This window comes from Pseudomonas sp. IT-232MI5, from assembly GCF_949767845.1.
Taxonomy (GTDB): Bacteria; Pseudomonadota; Gammaproteobacteria; order Pseudomonadales; family Pseudomonadaceae; genus Aquipseudomonas.
On the sequence record NZ_CATKQE010000055.1, the window covers coordinates 18,083 to 38,345 of the forward strand.

Annotated in this window: 20 protein-coding genes; 12 read left to right on the forward strand and 8 right to left on the reverse strand. The window is 59.6% G+C overall.

The window, feature by feature from the left end; translation table 11 throughout:
• The first annotated feature begins 173 nt into the window (after window positions 1-173).
• Genes ACM6JQ_RS20945 through ACM6JQ_RS20960 form a run of 4 tightly spaced genes read left to right on the forward strand, consistent with a single transcriptional unit; the run spans window position 174 to window position 2,620 of the window.
• The gene (locus ACM6JQ_RS20945) at window positions 174-479 is read left to right on the forward strand and encodes a DUF2282 domain-containing protein (RefSeq protein WP_007918537.1); all 306 of its coding nucleotides are present in this window, start codon (window positions 174-176) and stop codon (window positions 477-479) included.
• 25 nt (window positions 480-504) lie between these two features.
• Complete coding sequence (locus tag ACM6JQ_RS20950; protein ID WP_095113842.1) at window positions 505-1,392, forward strand: DUF692 domain-containing protein; 888 nt, start codon at window positions 505-507, stop codon at window positions 1,390-1,392.
• Window positions 1,389-2,147 carry a DUF2063 domain-containing protein gene (locus ACM6JQ_RS20955; RefSeq protein ID WP_095113843.1) on the forward strand — a complete coding sequence of 253 codons (759 nt, stop codon included), beginning with the start codon at window positions 1,389-1,391 and terminating at the stop codon, window positions 2,145-2,147. The genes ACM6JQ_RS20950 and ACM6JQ_RS20955 overlap by 4 nt, the downstream gene beginning before the upstream one ends.
• The gene (locus ACM6JQ_RS20960; protein WP_123374644.1) at window positions 2,144-2,620 is read left to right on the forward strand and encodes a DoxX family protein; all 477 of its coding nucleotides are present in this window, start codon (window positions 2,144-2,146) and stop codon (window positions 2,618-2,620) included. The genes ACM6JQ_RS20955 and ACM6JQ_RS20960 overlap by 4 nt, the downstream gene beginning before the upstream one ends.
• A 114-nt stretch (window positions 2,621-2,734) precedes the next feature.
• Here ACM6JQ_RS20960 and ACM6JQ_RS20965 read toward each other — a convergent pair whose 3' ends face one another.
• Complete coding sequence (locus tag ACM6JQ_RS20965) at window positions 2,735-3,649, reverse strand: LysR family transcriptional regulator (RefSeq protein WP_414894622.1); 915 nt, start codon at window positions 3,647-3,649, stop codon at window positions 2,735-2,737.
• Window positions 3,650-3,753: 104 nt separating this feature from the next.
• On the opposite strand from ACM6JQ_RS20965, the gene ACM6JQ_RS20970 reads away from it, so the two are divergent.
• From ACM6JQ_RS20970 to ACM6JQ_RS20980, 3 genes are all read left to right on the forward strand, one after another.
• Window positions 3,754-4,353 carry a short chain dehydrogenase gene (locus ACM6JQ_RS20970; protein WP_414894623.1) on the forward strand — a complete coding sequence of 200 codons (600 nt, stop codon included), beginning with the start codon at window positions 3,754-3,756 and terminating at the stop codon, window positions 4,351-4,353.
• Window positions 4,354-4,412: 59 nt separating this feature from the next.
• Entirely contained in the window at window positions 4,413-5,066 is a 654-nt protein-coding gene (locus ACM6JQ_RS20975; RefSeq protein WP_414894624.1) for a COG3650 family protein, read from the forward strand.
• Between the two features lie 97 nt (window positions 5,067-5,163).
• A complete protein-coding gene (locus ACM6JQ_RS20980; protein ID WP_414894625.1) occupies window positions 5,164-6,777 on the forward strand; it encodes an NAD(P)/FAD-dependent oxidoreductase in 1,614 nt (537 codons plus the stop codon).
• Window positions 6,778-6,896: 119 nt separating this feature from the next.
• Here the strand turns inward: ACM6JQ_RS20980 and ACM6JQ_RS20985 are convergent, their stop codons facing one another.
• Window positions 6,897-7,991, reverse strand: coding sequence for a PLP-dependent cysteine synthase family protein (locus tag ACM6JQ_RS20985; protein WP_095113848.1), 1,095 nt, complete (start codon window positions 7,989-7,991; stop codon window positions 6,897-6,899).
• 251 nt (window positions 7,992-8,242) lie between these two features.
• Here ACM6JQ_RS20985 and nhaA point away from each other — a divergent pair, with 251 nt between their 5' ends.
• The 4 genes from nhaA (at window position 8,243) to ACM6JQ_RS21005 (ending at window position 11,334) form a co-directional block, all read left to right on the forward strand.
• Complete coding sequence (gene nhaA, locus ACM6JQ_RS20990; RefSeq protein ID WP_095113849.1) at window positions 8,243-9,427, forward strand: Na+/H+ antiporter NhaA; 1,185 nt, start codon at window positions 8,243-8,245, stop codon at window positions 9,425-9,427.
• 171 nt (window positions 9,428-9,598) lie between these two features.
• Window positions 9,599-10,828, forward strand: a complete 1,230-nt coding sequence (locus tag ACM6JQ_RS20995) for an S-type pyocin domain-containing protein (protein WP_414894626.1) — start codon at window positions 9,599-9,601, stop codon at window positions 10,826-10,828.
• 8 nt (window positions 10,829-10,836) lie between these two features.
• Window positions 10,837-11,091, forward strand: coding sequence for a colicin E3-like toxin immunity protein (locus ACM6JQ_RS21000; RefSeq protein WP_038358573.1), 255 nt, complete (start codon window positions 10,837-10,839; stop codon window positions 11,089-11,091).
• A 9-nt stretch (window positions 11,092-11,100) separates the two neighbouring features.
• Window positions 11,101-11,334 (forward strand): hypothetical protein, encoded by a 234-nt coding sequence (locus tag ACM6JQ_RS21005; protein WP_007918565.1) that lies wholly within the window; start codon window positions 11,101-11,103, stop codon window positions 11,332-11,334.
• Between the two features lie 60 nt (window positions 11,335-11,394).
• Here ACM6JQ_RS21005 and ACM6JQ_RS21010 read toward each other — a convergent pair whose 3' ends face one another.
• On the reverse strand, window positions 11,395-11,859 hold the full coding sequence (locus tag ACM6JQ_RS21010; protein WP_007918566.1) for a glycine zipper 2TM domain-containing protein: 465 nt from the start codon (window positions 11,857-11,859) through the stop codon (window positions 11,395-11,397).
• 180 nt (window positions 11,860-12,039) lie between these two features.
• On the opposite strand from ACM6JQ_RS21010, the gene ACM6JQ_RS21015 reads away from it, so the two are divergent.
• On the forward strand, window positions 12,040-12,276 hold the full coding sequence (locus ACM6JQ_RS21015) for a hypothetical protein (protein ID WP_414894627.1): 237 nt from the start codon (window positions 12,040-12,042) through the stop codon (window positions 12,274-12,276).
• 5 nt (window positions 12,277-12,281) lie between these two features.
• Here ACM6JQ_RS21015 and pdxH read toward each other — a convergent pair whose 3' ends face one another.
• The 5 genes from pdxH to dinG form a co-directional block, all read right to left on the reverse strand.
• Complete coding sequence (pdxH, locus tag ACM6JQ_RS21020) at window positions 12,282-12,929, reverse strand: pyridoxamine 5'-phosphate oxidase (protein WP_414894628.1); 648 nt, start codon at window positions 12,927-12,929, stop codon at window positions 12,282-12,284.
• 23 nt (window positions 12,930-12,952) lie between these two features.
• Entirely contained in the window at window positions 12,953-14,059 is a 1,107-nt protein-coding gene (locus ACM6JQ_RS21025; RefSeq protein ID WP_095113852.1) for an OmpA family protein, read from the reverse strand.
• 113 nt (window positions 14,060-14,172) lie between these two features.
• Entirely contained in the window at window positions 14,173-15,318 is a 1,146-nt protein-coding gene (locus ACM6JQ_RS21030) for a serine hydrolase domain-containing protein (protein ID WP_095113853.1), read from the reverse strand.
• A gap of 189 nt (window positions 15,319-15,507) precedes the next feature.
• Complete coding sequence (locus ACM6JQ_RS21035; RefSeq protein WP_414894629.1) at window positions 15,508-17,988, reverse strand: beta-agarase; 2,481 nt, start codon at window positions 17,986-17,988, stop codon at window positions 15,508-15,510.
• 95 nt (window positions 17,989-18,083) lie between these two features.
• On the reverse strand, window positions 18,084-20,228 hold the full coding sequence (dinG, locus tag ACM6JQ_RS21040) for an ATP-dependent DNA helicase DinG (protein WP_007918588.1): 2,145 nt from the start codon (window positions 20,226-20,228) through the stop codon (window positions 18,084-18,086).
• Between the last annotated feature and the right edge of the window lie 35 nt (window positions 20,229-20,263).

The following is a 20,263-nucleotide window of genomic DNA, read 5'->3' on the forward strand; positions in this document are numbered from 1 at the left end:
ACATCGCCAGTATCTGACATGACGCCATCGCGAGCAGGCTCACTCCTACAGGGTTTTGCGTTTTTCAAAAAAGATTATGAGCGGGCTGTAACGCAACGCCACCTCGTTTCTCTAGAGGGACAAGCAAGCGCAAACGCGCTTGTAAAAACCCTGACCAAGACTGGAGAAACATCATGACTGCTACCACTCGCACCCTGTCCGCCACCGCCCTGGTTCTGGCCCTCGGTTCTGCCCTGAGCATGGCTGCTGTATCGACCGTCCACGCCGCTGACGCCGACATGGAAAAATGCTTCGGCGTGGCCATGAAAGGTCATAACGATTGCGCCGCCGGTGCAGGCACTACCTGTGCCGGCACGTCGAAAATGGACTATCAGGCCAATGCCTGGAAACTCGTTCCAAAGGGCACCTGCGCCACCACCGAGAGCAAGACTTCGCCGACCGGTTTCGGTCAGATGGAAGCCTTCAAAGCCAAGTCCTGATCGTTGGTCTGCCTGAGTGACGATCATGCTCACAATCAACGACCATGTTCCCTCCGGCACTCAGGCAGCCCGCACCGGGCTCCCGTCCCGTGCCGGGCTGGGACTCAAGACCGGGCACTTTCGTGAAGTGCTCGGCTCACAACCGGACATCGGTTTCTTCGAAGTCCACGCCGAAAACTACATGGTGGCCGGCGGTCCGTTTCATCATTTTCTCGGTTTGATCCGCGAGCAGTATCCGCTGTCGCTGCACGGTGTTGGCTTGTCCATCGGTGCTGAAGGGCCGCTGGATAAACAGCATCTCAAGCGCCTTGCCGAACTGATGCGGCGCTATCAACCGCAAGCCTTTTCTGAGCATCTGGCCTGGTCGAGCCACGGCCCGGTGTTTCTCAATGACCTGCTGCCACTGGCCTATGACACGCCGACGCTGAACCGCGTTTGCGAGCATATTGATCAGGTGCAGAACACACTCAAACGTCCCATGTTGCTGGAGAATCCAGCGACCTATCTGGCCTTTCAGCGTTCGACCATCGATGAGCCTGACTTCATCGCCGAGGTCGTACACCGCAGCGGCTGTGGACTGTTGCTGGACGTCAACAATGTCTACGTTTCCTGCGTGAACCATCAGCGTGATCCACTGGCGTATCTCGATGCGCTGCCATTACACACGGTGGGTGAAATTCATCTGGCCGGGTTCGCCGAAGATAGCGACAGCCTTGGCGATCGCTTGCTGATCGACGATCACGGCGCGCCGATCGATCAAGCCGTCTGGGGTTTGTACCGGCAAGTGCTGCAACGCATCGGTCCGGTGGCGACGTTGATCGAGCGCGACAATCAAGTGCCGGCGTTTGCGGTGCTGCTGGCGGAAGCTCAGCAAGCTGATGCACTTTTGCTGGATGCTGGAGCACGCACATGAGTACTCAACGCGCTTTCGCTGCCGCGCTGATCGACACCCGGTTACCCTGCCCCGAAGGCCTGTGCAGCGCCAACGGTGCTGATCCGGCGAGCCGTTTCGCGGTGTATCGCAACAACGTACAGGCTTCGCTGATCAATGCGTTGAGCGACAGTTGCCCGGTGGTTGCGCAATTGGTCGGCGATGAATTCTTCCACGCCATGGCGGCCGTTTTCGTACAACAGCTGCCGCCGCAGAGTCCGTTGATGAGTCGCTACGGAGAAACATTTGCGGACTTCATTGCAGCGTTTGAACCGGCCGGCGGCGTGCCTTATCTGGCAGACGTGGCGCGTCTTGAGCACTTGCGCACCCTCGCCTACCACGCGGCCGACGCCCTGCCCGTGCGCGCGGAACAGATCACGGCAGCACTGGCTGATGCGCAAACGCTGAGTGAGCTGCGCCTCAACCTTCATCCCTCCCTTCACCTGCTCGACTCAGCCTATGCCGTAGTCGCGATCTGGGGCGCACATCAACACGACTCGACGCTGGAGGGGATCGACATCAACCAAAGGCAACACGCGCTGGTGTTGCGCAACGGCCTGGACGTCGAAGTGTTTGCCCTCGACCCCGGCGCCAGCAGGTTTATCCGCAACCTGATCGAGGGCCAGCCACTGCTGGCAGCGGCTGAAAACAGCCCTGAGTTCGACCTCGCGCAAACCCTCGGCTTGCTGATCGCGCGCAACGCCATTACCCAATTGAATAACAAGGAACTGCCATGAAAACGCTCATCACCCGCGCCATCGCGCTGCTGGAAAAAATCCCCCACAGCCTGATCGCGTTCATTGCACGTTTCTCGATTGCCGCGGTGTTCTGGAAATCAGGGCAAACCAAGGTTGAAGGCCTGGCCATCGATCTGATCGACGGCAGCTTTCAACTCGGCTGGCCACGTCTCGCCGACTCGACGATTCCGTTGTTCAAGAGCGAATACCACGTACCGCTGCTGTCCCCAGAGATTGCCGCACACATGGCGGCGTTCGCCGAGCACTTCTTTCCGATGCTGATTCTGATTGGCTTCGCTACGCGGTTTTCGGCGCTGGCGTTGTTGGGCATGACCCTGACCATTCAACTGTTTGTGTATCCCGATGCCTATCCGACTCACGGCACCTGGGCGGCGGTGTTGCTGTATTTGATGGCGACGGGGCCGGGCAAGTTGTCGATTGATCATCTGATCGCCCGCCACTTCGCCAACTGAACGCCGACCTGTAGGCGCTGCCGAAGGCTGCGATCTTTTGATCTTGCTTTGAAAAAAAAAAATCAAAAAATCGCAGCCTTCGGCAGCTCCTACATGGGGTTTATGTTCATATGATCAGTGCTGAAGTCGATCCAGCGCCTCGCCGCTGCGCTTGAACCAACCGATCAGATAATCCGCGAGCACTTGCGTGCGTTTTGGTAATCCGCCCTGATACGGATGCACCAGGTACATCGGCATACGTCGGGTCTGAAAGTCACGCAGGAGCCAGCGCAATCGGCCGTCAGCCAATTCCGCCTGCAGCAAGTAGGAAGGCAACCGCGCAATCCCGGCGCCACTGAGTGCGGCTTTCTTCAGCAAGTTGTAATGGTTGCTGGCAAACGGTCCTGATACTCGCACCCGTAACAATTCATGCTGCTGGTGATACAGCCATTCCTCACGTCCGCTGTAGTGGCTGTTGAGCAAGCAGCGATGCTCGGCCAGAGCCTGTGGCGTCAGCGGTTCACCGAAACGCTCGAGATACGCCGGGCTGGCGCAGGTCATTTCCTGCCAGGCCAACAACGGCTTGGCCACCAGCCGTTCGTCATTGGCCACCTCACTGCGGATCGCCAGATCAAAGCCGTCCCGTGACAGATCGCGGTAATTGTTGTTCAGCTCCAGCTCAATCTGCACCTCAGGGTATTGATGCGAGAACTCCAGCAACAAACCATCGAAGAAGGTTTCCCCCAACGAAACCGGCACCGTCATGCGCACCGGGCCGGCCATATCGTCCTTCAACCGCGCCAAGGCCTGACGCGCCCTTTCCACCTGGACGACCAGCGCCTGCGCTTGTGGTAACAATGCTGCGCCGGCAGCGGTCAGGCTCAAGCGTCGAGTGGTGCGTTGCAGCAACACCACAGAAAACCGCGCTTCGAGCTGGCTGATGCGCTTGGACAACTGCCCTTTGCTACAGCCCAATTGCTGCGCCGCCAAGGTAAAACTGCCCGCTTCGATCAGCACCGCGAACGCCGCCAGATCATCCATTTCGCTCATGGATTGTTTCCATTTGAAAACCAAAGGTTGCCTATTAGCGCGCTTATCCACAGAAAAAACCACTCTAGACTGAAACCTCGTTCAATCACTTGAGGTACAGCTCGATGAAGATTCTGTTGGTAGGCGCTGGCGGCACCATTGGTTCGGCGGTGGACAAAGAACTCTCGCAACGCCACGAAGTCATCCGCATCGGCCGCAACAGCGGTGACTTTCAGGTGGATATCAGCGACAGCGCATCGATCCGCCAGCTGTTCGAAAAAACCGGCAAGTTCGACGCACTGGTGTGCGCCGCCGGCAACGTCACCTTCGCACCGCTGGGTGAGATGACGGAAGACAGCTTCGCTCTCGGCCTCAAAGACAAACTGATGGGCCAGGTCAATCTGCTGCTGATTGGCCGCGAGTTCGCCAACGACGGCGCGTCATTCACCTTCACCACCGGCGTGCTCAGCCACGATCCGATCCGCAGCGGCGCATCGGCAGCGTTGGTCAATGGTGCGCTGGACAGTTTTGTACGCGCAGCGGCCATTGAATTGCCGCGTGGCCTGCGAGTGAACTCGATCAGCCCGACCGTACTGCTCGAAGCCATGGGCAGCTACGCTCCGTATTTCCGTGGTTACAAGCCGGTTCCTGCGGCAGATGTGGCATTGGCCTACGCGAAAAGTGTCGAAGGCCTGCAGACAGGTCAGACATTTCACGTGGGCTAAACCCTTGTGATGAACGGTCAGGCTGCGTAACGTGGCGGCACTTGTCTGGAGAGCCGAAGATGCGTGTTGCCCGTTCGTTAGTCCTTGTTGCCCTGCTGCCGTTGTTTGCCGCTTGCCAGTTGCTCGATGGCCAGCGAGAAAGTGCCTCGCACGTCGGGCAGGCACGGATGCAGGGTCAACTGACCGCCGCTGACGGCAAACTGGTGTTCCAGCCATGCCAGGATCAGCGCCAACTCGTCGTCAATGACATTGGTGGCACCAGCATTCTGCAAGAGGCTGCAACCCTCGCCGACGAGCAAGGCAAACTGTTTGCCGACGTCCGCGGCAAAGTCGCCGGTGATCGACTCGACCTGACGCAGCTGTATCGCGTCGAGCGTTCCGGCACTGCCTGTGATGATCCGAATTTCAAACTGCTGATCCTGCGCGCCGCCGGTCACGGTCCGGAATGGAATGTCAAAGTCAGCGGCAAAGGCATGGTCATCGACCGCGCAGGTCAGCCGCCACTTGCCGTGCCGTATATTGAAGATCAATTGGGCGACGGCCGCTTCAATCTGAGCAGCGAAGCCAATAACCAGCGCATCGAGTTGTGGGTCGCGCCGCAGCGCTGCGTCGACAGCAGCACCGGCAGCGTGCAACACATGAGCGCCGAGTTGCGCATCGACGGTCAGGTGCAACGCGGTTGCGGGTATTTCGGCGGATCGCGCAACGACTGAGCGTTTTAGCCTCACCGGATCCGGCCTTTGCGGCTTATAATCGCGGCCTTCAAACGCCCTGGCGCAGTTGTGCGCCCCGCGAACCCGGATCCTCGCCATGTTACGAATCACTGAACTCAAGCTGCCAATCGACCATCCCGAAGAAGACCTGCGCGTTGCCATCGTGCAACGTCTGGGCATCGCCAGCGATGATCTGCTCGATTTCACCTTGTTCAAGCGCAGCTACGATGCGCGCAAAAAGTCCTCCGAACTGTGCTTCATCTACACCGTCGACCTCGAAGTGCGCGACGAGGCCAAGGTGTTGGGCAAGTTCGCCGACGACCGTAACGTCAACATGGCGCCGGATGTCAGCTACAAATTCGTCGGCGAAGCGCCGAGCGACCTGAGCCAGCGCCCGATCGTTGTCGGTTTCGGCCCGTGCGGCATCTTCGCTGGCCTGCTGCTGGCGCAAATGGGCTTCAAGCCGATCGTCCTCGAACGCGGCACCGAAGTCCGCCAGCGCACCAAAGACACTTGGGGCCTGTGGCGTAAAAGCGTGCTCAACCCCGAGTCCAACGTGCAGTTCGGCGAAGGCGGCGCGGGCACGTTCTCCGACGGCAAGCTGTACAGCCAGATCAAGGACCCGAAGTTCCTCGGCCGCAAAGTCCTGCACGAGTTCGTCAAGGCTGGCGCGCCGGAAGAAATCCTCTACGTCAGCAAGCCGCACATCGGTACATTCCGTCTGACCGGTATGGTTGAAAACATGCGCGAGCAGATCCGCGAACTTGGCGGTGAAGTGCGCTTCCAGGAACGCGTCACCGACGTGCTGATCGAAGACGGCCAACTGGTCGGCGTACAACTGGCCAGCGGCGAAACCCTGCATTCGAAACACGTGGTTCTGGCCCTCGGCCACAGCGCCCGCGACACTTTCCGCATGCTCCACAGCCGTGGCGTGTTCATGGAAGCCAAGCCGTTTTCGGTGGGTTTCCGCATCGAACACCCGCAATCGCTGATCGACCGTGCGCGCCTGGGCAAGTACGCCGGGCACCCGAAACTGGGGGCCGCCGACTACAAACTGGTGCACCACGCCAAGAACGGCCGTTCGGTCTACAGCTTCTGCATGTGCCCGGGCGGCACCGTGGTCGCGGCGACGTCCGAGCCGAACCGCGTGGTCACCAACGGCATGAGCCAGTACTCGCGTAACGAGCGCAACGCCAACTCCGGCATCGTCGTCGGCATCACCCCGGAAGTCGATTATCCGGGTGGCCCGCTGGCAGGGATCGAGTTGCAGGAACGCCTGGAATCCCACGCGTTCATTCTCGGTGGCAGCGATTACAAAGCACCGGCGCAACTGGTTGGCGACTTTATCAACGACATTCCTTCGACCGAGCTGGGTGAAGTCGAGCCGTCGTACAAACCGGGCGTGGCCCTGGGCGATCTGGCCCTGGCCTTGCCGGACTTTGCCATTGAGGCGATTCGCGAAGCGTTGCCAGCGTTCGAGAAGCAGATTCGCGGGTATTCGCTGCACGATGCAGTGCTGACCGGGATCGAGACGCGTACTTCGTCACCGCTGCGCATCACTCGTAACGAAACGCTGCAGAGCATGAACGTGAAGGGCTTGTTCCCGGCCGGTGAAGGCGCGGGTTATGCGGGTGGGATTCTGTCGGCAGGTGTTGACGGGATTCGCATTGCCGAAGCCGTGGCACGCGACATCCTCGGCCTGACTGACTGACTGACACAAAACCCTGTAGGAGTGAGCCTGCTCGCGATAGCGGTATTCCATTCAACATCAATGTTGAATGTTATTACGCCATCGCGAGCAGGCTCACTCCTACAGTTGATTTCGGTGTGTCAGATATTCGCGCGTAGCACTGAGGTCGGCAGCGGCTCACCGCGCTCGGCACTCGCCGCCACCGCTTCGATCAACCCATTCAATTCATACCCCTGCGCCTTCAGCCAATCCTGATCGTAATAAGTGTCGGCATACCGCTCGCCGCCATCGCACAGAATCGCCACGATCGACCCCGACTCCCCCGCCGCTTTCATCTGCTGCGCCGCCATCAAGGCGCCGATCAGGTTGGTCCCGCTCGACCCACCGACATGCCGCCCCAGCCGCTGCGCCAGATAATGCATGGCCGCCAGCGACAAGGCGTCGGGCACTTTGACCATTGCATCAATCACCTTGGGCAGGAACGACGCCTCAACGCGTGGCCGGCCAATGCCTTCAATGCGCGAACCGCACTCCAGGCGCAAACCGGCGTCGCCGGTCTGGTAGTAATCGAAGAACACCGAACGCTCGGCATCCGCGCACAACACGCGGGTGCAATGCTGGCGATAACGCACATAACGACCCAGAGTCGCGGTGGTGCCGCCGGTGCCGGGGCTGGAAATCAGCCAGCTCGGTTCCGGGTGCTTCTCGTAACGCATCTGCTGGAAGATCGATTCGGCAATGTTGTTGTTCGCGCGCCAGTCGGTGGCGCGTTCAGCGTAGGTGAACTGGTCGATGAAGTGGCCGCCATGCTCGCGGGCCAAACGCTCGGATTCGGCGTAGATCTGCGTCGGATCTTTCACCAGATGGCTCTGACCACCGTAGAACGCGATCTGGGCGATTTTCTCTTTCGAGGTGGTTGCCGGCATCACCGCTATAAACGGCAAACCGAGCATCCGTGCAAAGTACGCCTCGGAAATGGCTGTAGAACCGCTGGACGCCTCGATCACCGGGGCGCCGGGCTTGAGCCAGCCGTTACACAATGCATAGAGAAACAGCGAACGAGCCAGGCGATGTTTAAGGCTGCCGGTTGGATGACTGGACTCATCCTTGAAATACAACTCGATACCCGCAAAACCTGGCAGCGGCAAAGGGATCAGGTGGGTGTCGGCGCTGCGCTGAAAATCCGCCTCGATGATGCGGATGGCTTCGCGGGCCCACTGTCGGTTGTCGCTCATGGTGATGGTTCTCGTTGAATCGGGCAGGAGAGGAATCTATTCGAAAGGCTCGCTCATCAGCTTAGGAAAAATCCTATAGCGCGCACAGATACAGCTGAGTCTCAATATGTCAGGCAACTGCTAGGCTCAGCGTGGCTTGAGCCAGACGCCTTGTAACGCCATATAACAAAAAAGAATATAACTTTTGTTTTAACAACTAACAGTACGGGTTAGGGTGTCCCACCTTTTTGACTATTCGATGGAGAGCGACCTTGCCTCTGCGTAGCACTTTCACGCGTTTCTTTCAGTTGGAAGCTGCCAGCGGTCTGTTATTGATCGCCGCTGCTGTCCTCGCCCTGATTATCAACAACTCGCCACTGTCGTGGCTGTACACCGGCCTGCTCGACACCCCGGTGGTGGCGCAGATCGGTGCGTTGAAAATCGCTAAACCTCTGCTGCTGTGGATCAACGACGGTCTGATGGCGATGTTCTTCCTGCTCATCGGCCTGGAAGTGAAACGCGAAGTCCTCGACGGCCAACTGTCAAAGCCTTCACAGATCGTCCTGCCCGGTGCAGCCGCTATCGGCGGCATGCTGGTGCCGGCGCTGATCTACTGGTTCCTCAACCGTGACAATCCGGCAGCCCTCGACGGCTGGGCGATCCCGACCGCGACCGACATCGCCTTCGCCCTCGGCGTGCTGGCCTTGCTCGGCAAGCGCGTGCCGGTATCGCTGAAGCTGTTTCTGATGACCCTGGCAATCATCGATGACCTCGGCGCCATCGTGATCATTGCGATCTTCTACTCCGGCGAACTGTCGACTCTGTCGCTGGGGCTGGCGGCAGCGTGCATTGCAGCGCTGGTGGCGATGAACCGGCTCGGGGTGGTCAAGCTCGGGCCGTACATGATCATCGGCTTGATCCTCTGGGTTTGCGTACTCAAGAGCGGCGTCCATGCCACATTGGCCGGCGTGACCCTGGCCTTCTGCATTCCATTGCGCACGAAAAACGCGGAGCCGTCGCCACTGCTGACCCTCGAACATGCGCTGCACCCATGGGTGGCCTACGGCATTCTGCCGCTGTTCGCCTTTGCCAACGCTGGCCTGTCGCTGAGCGGCGTCACCGTGGAAAGCTTCACCCATCACGTGCCGATGGGCATCGCGGTGGGCCTGCTGTTGGGCAAGACGGTCGGTGTTTTCGGCCTGACATGGCTGGCCGTGAAGATCGGCATCGCCACCCTGCCCCAAGGCGCCAACTGGGGCCAGGTCATGGGCGTAGCTATCCTTTGCGGTATCGGCTTCACCATGAGCCTGTTTGTCGGTTCGCTGGCGTTTGAGCCGGGTGTGAGTGACTACGCTGGCATGGACCGGATGGGCATTTTGACCGGCTCGATTCTGGCGGCGCTGATTGGTTATGCGGTGACGGCGGCGGCGAGTCGCAAGAACTCCCAACCGATATAACCTCTGTGGCGAGGGTCAAGCACCCTCGCCACAAACTTCCTGCGTTCTCGTTACACAGCGAACAATCCCCACGTCTTTAGCGACGCGTCCTACAGCCATCATTTTCCTGCTTCGTTAACGTTGCGCAGCCCTTTGCGAAGGGCTGTCGACGGATGAACGAAAGGACGATCAGTGGCTGGCAACAAGGACATTCCCCGGGTTTCCAACCCACCGCAAGGCGACGGGCATCACGTCACCTACCGCTACATGACGGCCACTGAACTGGCCGAGCGCGACGCCAGACAAAACGCTTACGACGCCATGCTGGCGCGGCAGGAGGCTTTCGAGCGCAGCCGTGAGGTGGCGGTCAAAAAGACAGAGCCCGTCCGTGCCGGCTGCGTATTCGCCAAGTCCTGCAAATTGCCGGATGCGATTATCGATTACTCCAGTCCTTCGGGGATGGTGCCGACCGACAGCCTGAAGGATTACGGCGACCTGATCCTGCTGGGCGCGCGTGAAGCCGATGAAAGCGGCGCAGTTCCTCTCAAGAAAATCGGTGCAACCGCTATTCCGGCTGGATTTGGCAGTCTGGTTTTGGCGGGATCGGTGTTTGAAACACTGCCCGCAGCTGTATCTAGTGCGGCTGTTGCACCTTTGGTTGGTTTGGTTGCGCTGTTCATGCCATCGAGCCTTGGTGACAGCGCGCTCTATACCGACGAACAACTGCGTGGACTTGAACAGGCGCGAACGCGTGTTCGGTTGAGGGTCGAACAGCAGGCCGACGGCAGCCTGAAGGGCTACGGCTTCTACACCGGCAAGAATCGCGATTGGGAAATGGTCGATGTCGCGCAGTTCACCGTGCGAGACAGCCAGTTCATTGCGGATCTGGGCGAAGGCGTCGAGCTGATCTGGACGCCTGCCGTGGATGGCTCAGACATCCTCGGTATTCCCGCGCTGGAGGCTGCACCGCAGGCACCGCACATCTGGGTTTATCCGCCGACGAAAGCGGCGGATGGAATTCTGGTGAATCCGGTTTATCCGCCAGAGTATCGGGATTTCATTTTGGTGTTTCCGGCTAATTCGGGTGTTAGGCCGGTATACATCGTAGTCAGTACATCATCACGTAAAGGCTTACCGTCCGCGGGGCATAGTTATCATAGGCCTCTAAAAGCAGAGGAAATCACTGCATTTCCCGGACTGATAAAGGTGCAGAAAAAGAATCCTATACAAGGAGGCGGAGGACTTCGGGAACGGTGGAAAGATGCGAAAGGTAGAAAAATCTACGAGTGGGACTCGATGCACGGAGAGTTGGAGGTTTACCGAGCAAGTGACGGAACTCACCTAGGCGCGTTTGACCCTTTTACGGGGGAGCGACGCGAAGATGCGAAAGATGAAAGAAGCATCAGAAAAAAATATTTGTGAGGTTGATGATGGGATTAAAACTGAGGCTAGAGTGGTACGACAAGCAAACTGATCTGTGCGAAGGCGAAGAGTATTCCAAGGATTTAGGGGATGATGAGGGCGTTTTGAATGCCTTGGGAATACCGGTGGAAAACAACATAAACAATGGCGGTTTCAATGTTTTCGAAGAATGGGTTCCAATCATTCAGCCGTATTTTCAACATGGCATCATCTTCAAAACTTACGATTATCAGATCTCTTTTGACTACAGCGATGTCTGGTGACGGTCTCTTATGATTTATAGGATTGAAGCATTCGATAGGAAAACAGAGTTTCTCGTTTTTGAAGAAGACCTGCCTAGCGGATGCGACGAGAACTTGGCTGCCATCATGAATTGGTCTTGTAAGCAGGAAGGCTGGGAGGGTTACGATCTTTCAAATGATCAGCTTGCCGCGCTGGAGAAACTGCTGGGAAGGAATGTCTTCGATCCGAAGGTCACCTTCCAACTGACGTGCAATGGACGTTGAAACGCATTAAAAAACCCCGACCAGTCACCTGATCGGGGTTTTCTTTACCCTGAATTCCGCTTAGTGCGAAACGCGGCTGGTCCCGCCAACGGTGGAGATGCGCACGCGCTCGCCAACGCGGAACACTTCGTTCTCCTGAACCTGCTGCACATAGGCACGCATGCTGCCGTCGTCTTCACGCACGGTGATTTCCACACCCTGGGTACGGGTCAGACCTTCTTCGGTTGCCGAACCGATCAGACCGCCCGCCACTGCACCGATGACTGCAGCAACGATGCTGCCCTTGCCGCCGCCGATGGCGCTGCCGCCGACGCCGCCGACCGCTGCACCAGCGAGGCCGCCGATCGGGGTTTTGGTGCCTTCGATTTTCACCGGGCGCAGGGATTCGATGGTGCCCATGCGAATCGTCTGCACGCGACGCGCTTCGTCACGGGAGTAGGAGTCACCGGTCAGGCTCGATTGGCAGCCGGTAAGCAACATCGCCATCGTGGAAAAGGAAGCAACCAGCAGAACAGACTTACGCATAGCATCAACTCCAAAGAAACATATAGTCATTAAACTCCGTGGCTTGACGCCTGTCACGACACTGCCCGGATAAATTGGCTTTCATTCAGGCTCGGTACAGACACCTGCACGCTCTCCCTGACGTAGCCCCTACAGTAGCGCCAAATTGGCAAATCTGCGCCACCGACACCAAGGATTTTCATGGATTACTTCATCATCGTCGTCACCACTGCCGCCGGTTTGTACTTCCATGGGTGGTTGTACGTGCGGATCAAACGCTGGATGGATCGCGACCTGGCGCTGTCATTGGCCGGCAAGGACAAGGGCAAACGTGCCTTCATGCTCGAACAACTGGCTCGCGCTCAGGCGCAAAAGATCAAGCGCCGGGATCTGCCGAAGTGGCTGGAGGCCGCCGCGGCAGACTATCCCGCTCGGTAGACTGCTCAGGGTGCCAGACGTTCAAGAATCCAGTCGGCGCCCTGCACACGGTAGTTGAGGCGATCGTGCAGACGGCTCGGACGGCCCTGCCAGAATTCGATGCGCTCAGGCAGCAAGCGGTAACCGCCCCAGTGTTGCGGGCAGTCGGGCTGAGTATCGGAGAAACGCTGCTCGGTGGCCTTGAGCAAATCTTCCAGCTCACCGCGCCCGTTGATCACCCGGCTCTGCGGTGATGCCCAGGCACCGAGACGGCTGCCCAGCGGACGCACCTGATAATAGGCATCGGACTCCGCGGGCGTGACCTTGACCACCCGCCCTTCGATGCGCACCTGACGTTCCAGGGTCGGCCAGAAGAAGGTCATGGCGGCGAACGGGTTGGCCGCCAGGTGCTGGCCCTTGGCGCTGTCGTAGTTGGTGAAGAAGGTGAAGCCCTGCTCGTCCAGGCCCTTGAGCAGCAGAATGCGACAGTGCGGTCGCCCATCCTGGTCGACCGTGGCCAGGGTCATGGCGTTGGCTTCCACCGGCACCTGTTCGGTTTTCACCGCGTCGGCGAACCACTGGTGGAACAGCGCAAAAGGCTCGGCCGGGGCTTGCGTCTCGGTCAGACCATCCCGGGTGTAATCACGACGCATATCTGCCAGAGCCTGGGTCATGGCGCATTCCTTTCGTTAGCGGATCACTTCTTGGTGGCATCGGTCGCGGCGACTTTCTTGTCGGTCGCGGCGGCTTTGGCTGGCGCAGTCTTTTTCGCTGGGGCCTTGGCCGGGGCCTTTTTAGCCGGCGCCTTGGCAGCAGCTTTTTTCACCGGAGCTTTTTTGGTCGCTGGCACAGCTGCTTTTTTCGCGGCTGGGGCCGGGGTCACCGGTTTGGCGGCTGGCTTGACGTCTTGCGCGGCGACCATGGTCACTGGCTTCGGTGCCGGCATGTTGTATTTGCTCAACAGGGCAACCATGGTGTTCTGCGGGGTCACCAGCAGTTCAACGCGACGGTTCAGGGCACGCCCCTCAACGCTGTCGTTGGCGGCACGCGGCGCTTCGGAACCCATGCCGCGCAGCATCAGGCGATCACGCTGCAGGCCGCTGAGACGGAAGATCGCCGCAATCGATTGGGCACGTTCCTGGCTCAGCTTGATGTTGGCAGGCGCAGCACCACTGGAATCGCTGTGGCCAAGGACCAGCACGGCCGTTTTCGGGTCGGCTTCAAGGATTTTCGCCACGCGGGTGAACGGGCCGAGGGTGACCGGCAGCAACATGGCTGGACGATCCGGGTTGAACGAGCCTTCGACCGGTGCAGTCACGACCAGCACGTTGTCACGGCGTTCGAGTTGCAGATTGCTGTCCTTGACCGCTTCGCGCAGGCGCGGCTCGTAGTCGTCGAGCCAGGCTTGAGTGACTTTCGGATCGGGCATCGGCACGGCTTTGGTGGTTGGCTGATCCTTGCCGCCAAACGGCCACCACCATTTGCCACCCGCGTCGGCTTCAGCTTTGGCCACGGTTGCCGGTTTTTTCGCTTCCGGGGCGACTTCAGCCTTCATGTCGGCTTTGACAGCTTCATCATCAGAACCGAACGGCCAGTACCACGGGTTGCTGCTTTCAGTCTTGGCCACGGGTGCGGTGGCCGCAGGTTTCAGAGGGGCTGGAGCCGGTGCTGGCTCCTTGGCCGCAACCTTGTCGGAAGAACCGAACGGCCACCAACTGCCGCCGTCCGCATCGTTTTTCGGGGTCTGTGCACAACCGGTGATCGCTACACACAGGGCCAGGGCGAGGGTCTTTTTAGATGACATTGAAAATCCACAAAATGAAGTAATGAAAAATCAGAGCACTTTCGCCCGGATAAACAGCCGTTTTGAAACGAAAAACCGCTTGAGGTTCCGACCCTGGGACCTCGGATGCAACTTTACAGACAAGTGGCAAGCACCCGCGCGAGCTTCTGTGCGCGCGGATCCATCAAGACGTACGGCCCAAGGGTATTTGTCACAAAACCGAAGGCAACATCATGCTCAGGATCAGCGAAACCGATGGAACCGCCCGCACCCGGATGACCGAATGCACGAGGGCCGAGACCGTAAGTGGCGTTGGGCACATCCGGTTGATCAAGCATGCAGCCCAGACCGAAACGGGTCCGGGTCAACAGTGTCTTGTCTTCGCCGAGGCTGTGTTCGCGGGTCAGCTCTTCGAGCATGTCGCTTTCGAGGAGGCTGCCATCGAGCAGGCCCGCGTAGAAACCGGCCAGACTGCGCGCATTGCCGTGGCCATTGGCCGCCGGTTGCTGCATGCGCCGCCACTCCGGCTTGTTGGTGCTGGTGAGCACTGAAGGTGGGTTGGTAAAAGCGCGGGTGGTCATCGCGGTGGGCTCGCGCATGGTCACCTGCAGCAGACGTTGCGCGGCGGCATCACCGGCGTTGCCCTTGCCGCGCGCGATGTGCGCCACGCGGTGGAACTCTTCGTCAGCCAGACCGACGTGAAAATCCAAACCCAGAGGTTTAGCGACACGAGCGACGATGGATTCGCCCGGCCCACGACCGTCAGCGCGGCGCAGTAACTCGCCGATCAGCCAGCCATAAGTGATCGCGGCATAACCATGGCCAGTGCCCGGCGTCCACCATGGTGCTTCGGCCGCAAGGGCATCGACCATGGCTTGCCAGTCGTAGAGGGCTGCCGGCGCCAGCAGCTCGCGCAGCGCCGGCAAACCGGCCTGATGACAAAGCAATTGGCGCAGGGTCACGGACTCTTTGCCGGCGGCGGCGAATTCCGGCCAGTAGCGGGCGACCGGAACATCCAGTTGCAGCTTGCCTTCACCGACCAGTTGCAGGGCGGTGACAGCGGTAAAGGTTTTGGTGCAAGAGAACAGGTTGGCGATGGTGTCGCTGTGCCAAGCCTCAGCACCATCCTTATCGGCAGTGCCGGACCAGAGGTCGAGAACGGTTTCTCCGCCGACCTTGATGCACAGGGCTGCGCCGCGTTCCTGGGGATCGTCGAACAGTGCGGCAAAAGCTTCGCGCACCGCTTCGAATTGAAGCTCGTAATGTCCCTGAATCTGCACCCGCAACTCCCCGCAAAAACGCTCTACAAAGTGGCCCGCATTGTTCCAGCCCCAGAGGGATTTGGGAACAGCTGCGGGCCAGACGGTTGAAAGCCAAGTCAAAAGATCGCAGCCTGCGGCAGCTCCTACATGGATTGCGTTTCTCAGTAGGAGCTGCCGCAGGCTGCGATCTTTTTAAAGCGTCACGCGTTAATGACCATTCCCCGAATGCCCACCGGCATGCCCTGCCCCCGGCCCTTTGCCGGCCTCGCCTTTGCGCCCGCCCTCAGCCTCATGCCCCGCCGCTGCGGCCGCTTTCTCAGCCTCTTTGCCAAGCTGATCAATGGCCTGCAAGTTGCTCTTGCGCACCGATTCGACAAAGCCCTGATACGGCAGATCCGTCACGCCCACCAGACCAAAGTGACCATTCTCGCCATCGAGCAGACGCCCGGTCACCGGTTGATCGAGATACTGGAACCAATGCACGCCGACAATCGACGGTTCGCTCAAGGCCTGCTTGAGGAAGTTGGCGTACGCCGGGCCGCGATCGTCTTCCTTGGCCACTGGCGTAACGCCGCCCCAGAACGGGCCACGATCCGCTGAGCCAAAGTTGAATTCGGTGATCAATACCGGTTTGTCCAAAGCGCCCAACGCAGCAAAGTCATAACCATCCTGCGGTTTGAGCGTGTACATATTGAAACTCAGCACATCGCAATACTGCGCGCAGGACGCCACGGCTTCCGGCGTACTGATGGCGAAACGGCCGCCGAGCAGCAACTGGTTCGGCGCGTGCCATTTCAGCGAGTCGGAAATGGTTTTGAAGTAGGTGTCAGCGAAGACTTTCTGGAAATATTTGAAGTCAGCTTCGATTTCCGGATGTTCCGGGCTCGGCAGCGGAGGCACAAAACCCGGGTCTTCCATCAATTCCCACGCCGGCAGATCGATGCCCCATGCCTTCGACAGCCCGGCCTGATTGCGGTATTTGTCGCGCAGTTGCTTGAGGAACGCGCGTTTGGCCGGCACGTCGGTGGTCATTTTCAGCGTGCCATAGGCCAGCGCGTAGCGGGATTTCGGATCGTCACCGGGACCGGCCCACGCCAGTTCATTGTCGGCGTAGTAGCCGATCAGCCACGGATCGTCGCGGTGATCGCGGGCAGCGATAGCGACGGCGCGCTCGGTGGCCATGGCGAAACGCGGATCGAACGGATCTGGCATGCCGCCCCACCAGTCGCTGCCGGTGCTGATGCTGGTGTAGTCGCCAACGATCGACAACGGCAAGGTGTACGGCACACGATCTGCATCACTCAGCGAATCGGCACTCCAGTTGCCAACCGTGTTGAAGCCCCAGGCTTGCAGACGATCAAGCGTGTGGCTGGCCCACTGTTGCTCATCGATGGTGGCCTTGCACGGTTCGGCAGCTTTTTCTGTTGTCGCTTGTACGGTTTCGGTTTTGGCCGCTTCAGCGACGCCGGACTTCGGCTCGGCAGGTACTGGGGCAGGCTCGGCGGCTTGGACGGCGGCCGTTTCAGCGGCTGCAGACTTCGCCGCTTCCGCTACCCCGGACTTGCTTTCACTGTCGGCTTTGCACGGCTCACCGTACACGCGCTGCAGGTTGGCGCCATAGAAGTCATACCAACGCCCGTTTCCATAACCGCGGCCCTGATCGACGCCGTTGCCGCCACGGTTGTCACCCTCGCCAAAATACTTGGCCAGTGGTTCTCCCGGCTTAGGCAGAGATTCGAACATGTACTCACGACCGGCCACGTAGGTCTGGTTGACCTGTGGGCTGACGGTGTTCACGCCCAGCGAGTAAAACGGATGCCCTTCAGGCGTGACCAGATACCAGCGGCCATCACGTTTTTCGGTGCGGAAGAAACCGCTGGCCTTGAACGCCGGGCCTTTGTTCCAGCCACCGAATTTGTCCAGCGAGGACTTCTCACGCTCGGCCAGCCAGGTTTTCAGCTGTTGCTGTTCCTTGGCGGCGGCGGATTTCAGTTGTTCATCGTTGCTGACCTTTTCCGGCCACTTGCTGCGGGTCGATTGCCCGTAGGCGTCGACCAGATTGCCGTACACCGCTTGGGTGACCAGATCGCCGTCCTGCACGCCGAAACGCTCCAACAGCAAGCTCTGGGCGACTTTCGGCTGATCCATCGACAGGCTCACCGAGACCACTTGGCTGCGATCGATTTCGCCGCTGCTCGCGGCCAGCAGGATCCGCTGACCATCGACTGTCATCGGCATCGGCGGCCCGGCTTTCATGCCCTGACTCAGCGGCGTCGATGCCACTAGCGGTACCAACAGGGTTTGCGCAGGACCTGCTGGCAAGTCGACGCGACTGACCAGTGTCCGACCGTCGTTGCTCTGAATCTGCACGTAGACCGTCACCGCCCAGTCCATTGCGCTCTGCAAACGCAAGGTCATCATGCCTGACTGCGACCAGTCCCAGGCGCCAGTCTGCGGCGTCAGGCGCAAGGTCGGGCGGGCCACCGGATTGAACGTCACCCGGCGCAGCACTTCACCTTCCGGTGTCTGTTCGGCGTTGGCCTGCGGCAGATCCGCGTTTTCGGTGGCGATTTTCACCACGTCGGCAGGACGGACAAAGTTGAACAAGGTCTGCTGACCCGCAGGCGCCGCGAACAGCGGCGTGGCGAAGATCAAGGCGAATACGGCAGGCAACGAACGGCGGATCATAAGAACGGAGTTCTCCCTAACGACCAACAATGGCCAATGGAAAAGCGATAGCAGAGAGATAGACAACACGGCGGGCAAAACTGCCCACCGTTGTCTCAGGATATTTCACGACGGAAAGGAGGCAACGCATTGAGGATCGCCTTGCCATAGCGCTGAGTGACCAGGCGCCGATCAAGCAAGGTGATGGTGCCGCGGTCTTCTTCGGTACGCAGCAGACGCCCGCAAGCCTGAACCAGCTTCAGCGAAGCATCGGGCACGGAGATTTCCATGAACGGATTGCCGCCACGGGCTTCGATCCATTCCGACAGCGCCGCTTCGACCGGATCATCCGGCACCGAGAACGGGATCTTGGCGATCACCACGTGCTCGCAGTAGGCACCCGGCAAGTCGACACCTTCGGCAAAACTGGCGAGACCGAACAGCACGCTGGAATCACCGCCATCGACCCGCGCCTTGTGCTTGTTCAGGGTTTCCTGTTTCGACAGGTTGCCTTGAATGAACACTTGCTTGCGCCAGTCGCGGTCGAGGCCGTCGAACACGTCCTGCATCTGTTTGCGCGAGGAAAACAGCACCAGGGTGCCGCGCGAACCTTCGACCAGATCGGGTAACTCACGAATGATCGCTGCCGTGTGGGCCGCCGCATCGCGCGGGTCGGCCTTCAGATCCGGCACGCGCAACACACCGGCGTCGGCGTGATGGAACGGGCTCGGCACCACGGCGGTAACGGCTTTTTTCGGCAGGCCGGCGCGCATGCGGAAGCGGTCGAAGGTACCCAGAGCGGTCAGCGTTGCCGAAGTCACCAGACAGCCGTAGGCCACGTTCCACAAGCTACGACGCAAGGTTTCCGCCGCCAGAATCGGGCTGGCGTTGACCTCGATGTCGAATAGCGAACCGCTTTCGGCCAACGTCAGCCAGCGCGCCATCGGCGGGCTGTCTTCCGGATCTTCGGCGGTAAAGGCTGTCCACAACTCCCAGTTGCCCGAAGCACGGGACAACAGGCTGCCGAACAGCGGGTACCACTCTTCGGCCTGATTGCTGGCGATGCCGATGTTGACCTCGCCGTCCATGCCTTCCTTGAGCAGGTCGGTGAGGCGCGTGAACAGATCGTTGAGACGGGCAAAGCCTTTCTTCAGCTCGATGCCCATTTCGCGCATGTGCTCGGGAATCACCCCGGCGACGAAACGATGGCGTGGACGCTCACGGCCCTCAACATCTTCGCCCGGTTTGAAATCGGCGACCTGCTCGCAGGCGCTGAACATGAACTGCTGCTGGGCCTTGATCTCCCGCGCCAGCTCCGGCACTTGTTCGATCAATTTGCCGAGGTCGCCCGGCAGCGGGTGCTGGGCCAGCAATTTGGTCAGGTTCTTCGCGGTGGTTTCCAGCCAGTCGGCGGTGGAACGCAGGCGTGTGTAGTGGGCGAAGTGACCGATCGCCTTGTCCGGCAGGTGGTGACCTTCGTCGAACACGTAAATGGTGTCGCGCGGATCCGGCAGTACCGCGCCACCGCCCAGCGCCAGGTCAGCCAGGACCATGTCGTGGTTGGTGACGATGACGTCGACCTTGCCCATGCCTTCGCGGGCCTTGTAGAAGGCGCACTGGCCGAAGTTCGGGCAATGCCGGTTGGTGCACTGGCTGTGATCGGTGGTCAGGCGCGCCCAATCGGCGTCTTCCAGCGCATTCGGCCAGCTGTCACGGTCGCCGTCCCACTTATTGCCGGCGAGTTTCTCGATCATGCTGGTGAACAGCTTCTGACTGGCCTCATCGACCTCGATCTTGAAGCCTTCTTCTTCGAACAGCTGGGCAGTGGCGGTTTGCGCGTGGCCTTCCTGCAACAGCATGTCGAGCTTGGACAGGCACATGTAGCGGCCACGGCCCTTGGCCAGCGCAAAGCTGAAATTCAGCCCGCTGTTGCGCATCAGGTCGGGCAAATCCTTGTAGACGATCTGCTCTTGCAGGGCGACGGTCGCGGTGGCGATCACCAGGCGCTTGCCGGCCAGTTTCGCGGTGGGGATCGCGGCCAGGCTGTAGGCGACTGTCTTGCCAGTACCGGTGCCGGCTTCCACCGCAACAATCGCGGGGTCGCCACTGCGCCGGCCTTCGTCGTCGGTGTCGATATCCCCGAGGACTTTGGCGATTTCAGCGATCATCAGGCGCTGGCCGTAACGCGGCTTGAGGCTCTTGGCCTCTAGAAAACGCGAGTAGGCGCCCTGGATCGTGGTTTTGAGTTCAGTGCTGATCATTGAGTGTCGGGCGCAAAAAACGCTGGATAAATTTT

Excerpts from the sequence above, each read along its gene's own strand:
- ACM6JQ_RS20945 (WP_007918537.1), top strand. The coding sequence starts at position 174 with ATGACTGCTACCACTCGCACCCTGTCCGCCACCGCCCTGGTTCTGGCC.
- ACM6JQ_RS20950 (WP_095113842.1), top strand. The coding sequence starts at position 505 with ATGCTCACAATCAACGACCATGTTCCCTCCGGCACTCAGGCAGCCCGC.
- ACM6JQ_RS20955 (WP_095113843.1), top strand. The coding sequence starts at position 1,389 with ATGAGTACTCAACGCGCTTTCGCTGCCGCGCTGATCGACACCCGGTTA.
- ACM6JQ_RS20960 (WP_123374644.1), top strand. The coding sequence starts at position 2,144 with ATGAAAACGCTCATCACCCGCGCCATCGCGCTGCTGGAAAAAATCCCC.
- ACM6JQ_RS20965 (WP_414894622.1), bottom strand. The coding sequence starts at position 3,649 with ATGAGCGAAATGGATGATCTGGCGGCGTTCGCGGTGCTGATCGAAGCG.
- ACM6JQ_RS20970 (WP_414894623.1), top strand. The coding sequence starts at position 3,754 with ATGAAGATTCTGTTGGTAGGCGCTGGCGGCACCATTGGTTCGGCGGTG.
- ACM6JQ_RS20975 (WP_414894624.1), top strand. The coding sequence starts at position 4,413 with ATGCGTGTTGCCCGTTCGTTAGTCCTTGTTGCCCTGCTGCCGTTGTTT.
- ACM6JQ_RS20980 (WP_414894625.1), top strand. The coding sequence starts at position 5,164 with ATGTTACGAATCACTGAACTCAAGCTGCCAATCGACCATCCCGAAGAA.
- ACM6JQ_RS20985 (WP_095113848.1), bottom strand. The coding sequence starts at position 7,991 with ATGAGCGACAACCGACAGTGGGCCCGCGAAGCCATCCGCATCATCGAG.
- ACM6JQ_RS21000 (WP_038358573.1), top strand. The coding sequence starts at position 10,837 with ATGGGATTAAAACTGAGGCTAGAGTGGTACGACAAGCAAACTGATCTG.
- ACM6JQ_RS21005 (WP_007918565.1), top strand. The coding sequence starts at position 11,101 with ATGATTTATAGGATTGAAGCATTCGATAGGAAAACAGAGTTTCTCGTT.
- ACM6JQ_RS21010 (WP_007918566.1), bottom strand. The coding sequence starts at position 11,859 with ATGCGTAAGTCTGTTCTGCTGGTTGCTTCCTTTTCCACGATGGCGATG.
- ACM6JQ_RS21015 (WP_414894627.1), top strand. The coding sequence starts at position 12,040 with ATGGATTACTTCATCATCGTCGTCACCACTGCCGCCGGTTTGTACTTC.
- pdxH (WP_414894628.1), bottom strand. The coding sequence starts at position 12,929 with ATGACCCAGGCTCTGGCAGATATGCGTCGTGATTACACCCGGGATGGT.
- ACM6JQ_RS21025 (WP_095113852.1), bottom strand. The coding sequence starts at position 14,059 with ATGTCATCTAAAAAGACCCTCGCCCTGGCCCTGTGTGTAGCGATCACC.
- ACM6JQ_RS21035 (WP_414894629.1), bottom strand. The coding sequence starts at position 17,988 with ATGATCCGCCGTTCGTTGCCTGCCGTATTCGCCTTGATCTTCGCCACG.
- dinG (WP_007918588.1), bottom strand. The coding sequence starts at position 20,228 with ATGATCAGCACTGAACTCAAAACCACGATCCAGGGCGCCTACTCGCGT.